At 46.8% G+C, this 3673-nt stretch carries 5 protein-coding genes; 4 read left to right on the plus strand and 1 reads right to left on the minus strand.

Annotated elements, in window-relative coordinates; genetic code table 11:
* Positions 1–22: 22 nt before the first annotated feature.
* Positions 23–1207 carry a DUF2974 domain-containing protein gene (locus SPADD19_RS04255; protein ID WP_061455316.1) on the minus strand — a complete coding sequence of 395 codons (1185 nt, stop codon included), beginning with the start codon at positions 1205–1207 and terminating at the stop codon, positions 23–25.
* A gap of 169 nt (positions 1208–1376) precedes the next feature.
* Here SPADD19_RS04255 and SPADD19_RS04260 point away from each other — a divergent pair, with 169 nt between their 5' ends.
* The 4 genes from SPADD19_RS04260 to SPADD19_RS04270 all read left to right on the plus strand — a co-directional run.
* The gene (locus tag SPADD19_RS04260) at positions 1377–2054 is read left to right on the plus strand and encodes a response regulator transcription factor (RefSeq protein WP_061455317.1); all 678 of its coding nucleotides are present in this window, start codon (positions 1377–1379) and stop codon (positions 2052–2054) included.
* Entirely contained in the window at positions 2047–3021 is a 975-nt protein-coding gene (locus SPADD19_RS04265) for a sensor histidine kinase (RefSeq protein ID WP_061455318.1), read from the plus strand. The genes SPADD19_RS04260 and SPADD19_RS04265 overlap by 8 nt, the downstream gene beginning before the upstream one ends.
* Positions 3022–3136: 115 nt before the next feature.
* Positions 3137–3265 (plus strand): hypothetical protein, encoded by a 129-nt coding sequence (locus tag SPADD19_RS13080; protein WP_256263169.1) that lies wholly within the window; start codon positions 3137–3139, stop codon positions 3263–3265.
* Between the two features lie 15 nt (positions 3266–3280).
* The coding region (locus SPADD19_RS04270; protein ID WP_164905839.1) for an ABC transporter ATP-binding protein at positions 3281–3673 on the plus strand (393 nt) is incomplete at its 3' end.

The following is a 3673-nucleotide window of genomic DNA, read 5'->3' on the forward strand; positions in this document are numbered from 1 at the left end:
AGAAGAGGTCAGCAGTTGAACCTCACTCCTTGTGCTCAAGACGCAGTGGTGAGGTGGTTTCGACTGCTTGTTTCCGCTTGAAAAATGTGGCCATTTGAACCAGGATGCGGGGGACTGTCTGCCATTTTTTCCAAGCTTGAAAGCGGGTGTCGATGAGCTGCTTGGCCAAGCGTTCTAGCATCTCCCGCTCGGTTGGATCCAAATCCTGGGCATTTTGAAGGATTTCTTTGGCCTTGGCTAGCTGCTTGAGATCGGTTAGGTCATTGATCGAAGTGATGCCGGCATCCAGAAAAATGCCAAAAAAGGTGTCAAAAAACTTCTTGCGCTCCTCTGCCGATGTTTCGCGAACCCATTGCTTCAAGGTCAGGTCGGTCTGCTGGCTATCGGGACTGGTTTCAGAAACGGTCACAAAGCTGTAGTCCTTGATTTCCCAAGTAAAGGCGTCGTGCTGGGCAAAGCCACCAAAAGCGCGACTCTTGACAATGGTTGTCGGTTCTGGCACTTCCAACATCATGCCAACAATGGACCCTTGAGGGACAAAGCGACGAATGTTTGGAGACGTGCGCTGGTAGCCTTCGGTTTCGATAATGGCCTTGTTGAGCCCTGGAGCATCGTAGCTGTAGATCGCGTCGACACGTTCAAATAAGGAATCAGGTAGGTAAGAGCAGGCATAGGTTGCGAGATTTCCCCCTTTGGAGTGACCGGCTACTAAGAAACGTCCTTTTGGAAATTCCTTCATGACATGTTGCAGGTAGCTGGCTGCGCGCTTCTGAGCTGGAACATGGTCCATATAGGTCATGTGGAAGTCTTCCTTCCAGCCGATCAAGGTGTCATCCGTCCCTCTGAAGACGACCAAATACGTATCCAGAATAAGCCGATAGGTCATGGCCGCGAACTGTTTTTGCACATCGGGATCGTACTCATCGACATAGTTGAGGAGTTTGATGTTCTTAAAGCGCTTTGAAGTAGCCAAGTCATCGACTAATTGGAGGTGCTGGTTACTCACGATGAAATCGGTGGTCCGATCGATCAGTTCCGTCGCATCAGACAGGCGCACTGGGATTCCTGTTGTATCTCCTTGAGGCACAATGTGTCCAAAGGGCAGATAGGTCAGCTCTGTCAATGCGAGAACATCCAGCTCCTTGAAGGGGCGGTCATATATGGAATCGTAAGTCACTTCTTTTAGGTAATCAAAAATAGTCGACATCTGTGCCTCCCGTGTCTTATTTCTTTCAGTATAGCACAAAAATGGATGTAGAAAAAGCGCCTCCCATCAAGAAAGGAGGAGCCAGCTCTTCTTTCCCTCTGAAACAGCCTTTTTCTCTGCCTCTTAATCTGTTATAATAGGAAGAAGAAAAAAAGGAGGAAAGAAAGCCATGCATAAAATTCTCTTAGTAGAAGACGATGAAATTATCCGCCAACAAGTCAAACAATTATTGGAACAATGGGGCTATGAAGTGGTCGCAGTAGAGGACTTTATGGATGTCCTCGGGATCTTTGTCGAAAGTGACCCCCACTTGATCCTCATGGATATTGGCCTGCCTCTCTACAATGGTTACCACTGGTGCCAGGAGATTCGTAAGGTTTCAAAGGTTCCGATCATGTTTCTTTCTTCACGGGATCAAGCCATGGATATTGTCATGGCCATCAATATGGGTGGAGACGACTTTGTCACCAAGCCTTTTGACCAAAATGTCCTCCTTGCCAAGGTCCAAGGGCTCTTGCGCCGTTCTTACGAATTCGGGACCGATCAAAATCTGTTGGAGCATCGAGGAGCCATCCTCAATCTCAAGTCCACGGACTTGGTGTATGAAGGGGAAGTCATCAAGCTGACCAAGAATGAATTTCAGATCCTGCGTGTCCTCTTTGAGCATGCAGGCAGTATCGTGGCGCGTGATGATATGATGAAGGAGCTCTGGAATAGCGACCTCTTTATTGATGACAATACCTTGTCTGTCAATGTGGCCCGCCTTCGTAAGAAACTAGAAGAGGCTGGCTTGTCAAACTTCATCGAAACCAAGAAAGGCATCGGTTACGGGTTGACCCATGAATAAATTTGGAACGATCTTCTGGCAATATGTGGTATCCCGCAGACGCCTACTCTATCTATTGGTCATCTTTTTGATCGTCGATTGGGTCTTTGCCTATCTCTTTCCAGAGACGGGGACGGTTTTCCTCTATGCGACCCTGGTGCTAGGCTTTTTTGCCCTCTGTGTCTTGATCTGGGATTTCGCCATGACCTTTCAGGACTATCGTAAAGCTGCTTTGTATGAGGAAATAGAGGCTGCCTCACCACTCGAACACCTCCTTTATGAAAAATACACGGAAGAACAGCAGGCGCGTTTGGAGGAAGGAAAGACAGCCCAGGCCAAGTTCAATGACCTGATGGATTACTATACCCTCTGGGTTCACCAGATTAAGACGCCCATTGCGGCTAGTCAGCTCTTGGTGCAAGATGTCGAGACGCCTATTGTCAAGCAGCAGATGGAGCAGGAGCTCTTTAAGATTGACTCCTATGCCAATCTGGTCTTGCAGTACCTGCGACTGGAGAGTTTTCATGATGATCTGGTCTTAAAGCGCGTGTCGGTAGAAGATTTGGTCAAAGAAGTAGTCCGCAAGTATGCCCTCTTTTTTATCCAAAAGAACTTGACCGTGGATCTGCATGATTTGGAGCAGGAGGTCATCACCGATCGCAAATGGCTCCTGGTCATCATCGAGCAGCTCTTATCCAATAGCCTCAAGTACACCAGCACTGGTGGAATTGAAATCTATTTTAAAGACCAGACTCTCTATATAAAAGATAGCGGGATTGGGATCAAAAATAGCGATGTCCTCCGTGTCTTTGAGCGGGGCTTCTCCGGCTATAATGGCCACCTGACCCAGCAATCCTCAGGGCTGGGGCTCTATCTATCTAAGAAAATCGCAGAGCAATTGGGCCACAGGATCACCCTCCATTCAGAGGTCGGTCAAGGCACGACCGTTGCCATTCACTTTGAAGAAAAGAAGTTGGTCTTGGATTAGGATTTCCCCATCTTACAAAAATGTAAGAAATAAAGGTCAAAATGAAAGGTTAGGTTATGGTAGCCGCCTTTTATTTTTTATACAATAGTCTCATCAAATGAAGGAGGTCAAGAAAATGAAACTCTTGAAATGGATGAAACAACCCAAAAAGATTAAGAAACCAAATAACCAAACCGATCTGGAAAAGACGGAATTTGGTCTCCAAGTCCTGCAACAAACCCAAGAATTTTTCTTGATCTACTAGTAAAAGGAGAAAAGTATGTCATTACTAGATGTTCAACATATCAAAAAAATCTACAAAACCCGCTTTCAAGGAACGCAGGTTGAAGCCTTAAAGGATATTCACTTCACCGTGGAAAAGGGTGAGTACGTGGCTATTATGGGGGAATCAGGATCTGGGAAATCCACCCTCCTCAATATCCTAGCTATGCTGGACCAGCCGACAGAAGGGCGGGTCTACCTAAATAGCATAGACACCTCAACCATCAAGAACAAGGATGCGTCCAGTTTCCGTCGCGAAAAACTAGGTTTTGTCTTTCAAGATTTCAATTTGCTCGATACCTTGTCTGTCAAGGACAATATCCTCTTGCCACTGGTCCTTTCTCGCAGGCCGGTCAAGGAAATGATGAGCAAGGTCGATAGCGTGAGTCGG

The sequence above is a fragment of the Streptococcus parasanguinis genome, assembly GCF_001578955.1.
GTDB lineage: Bacteria > Bacillota > Bacilli > Lactobacillales > Streptococcaceae > Streptococcus > Streptococcus parasanguinis_U.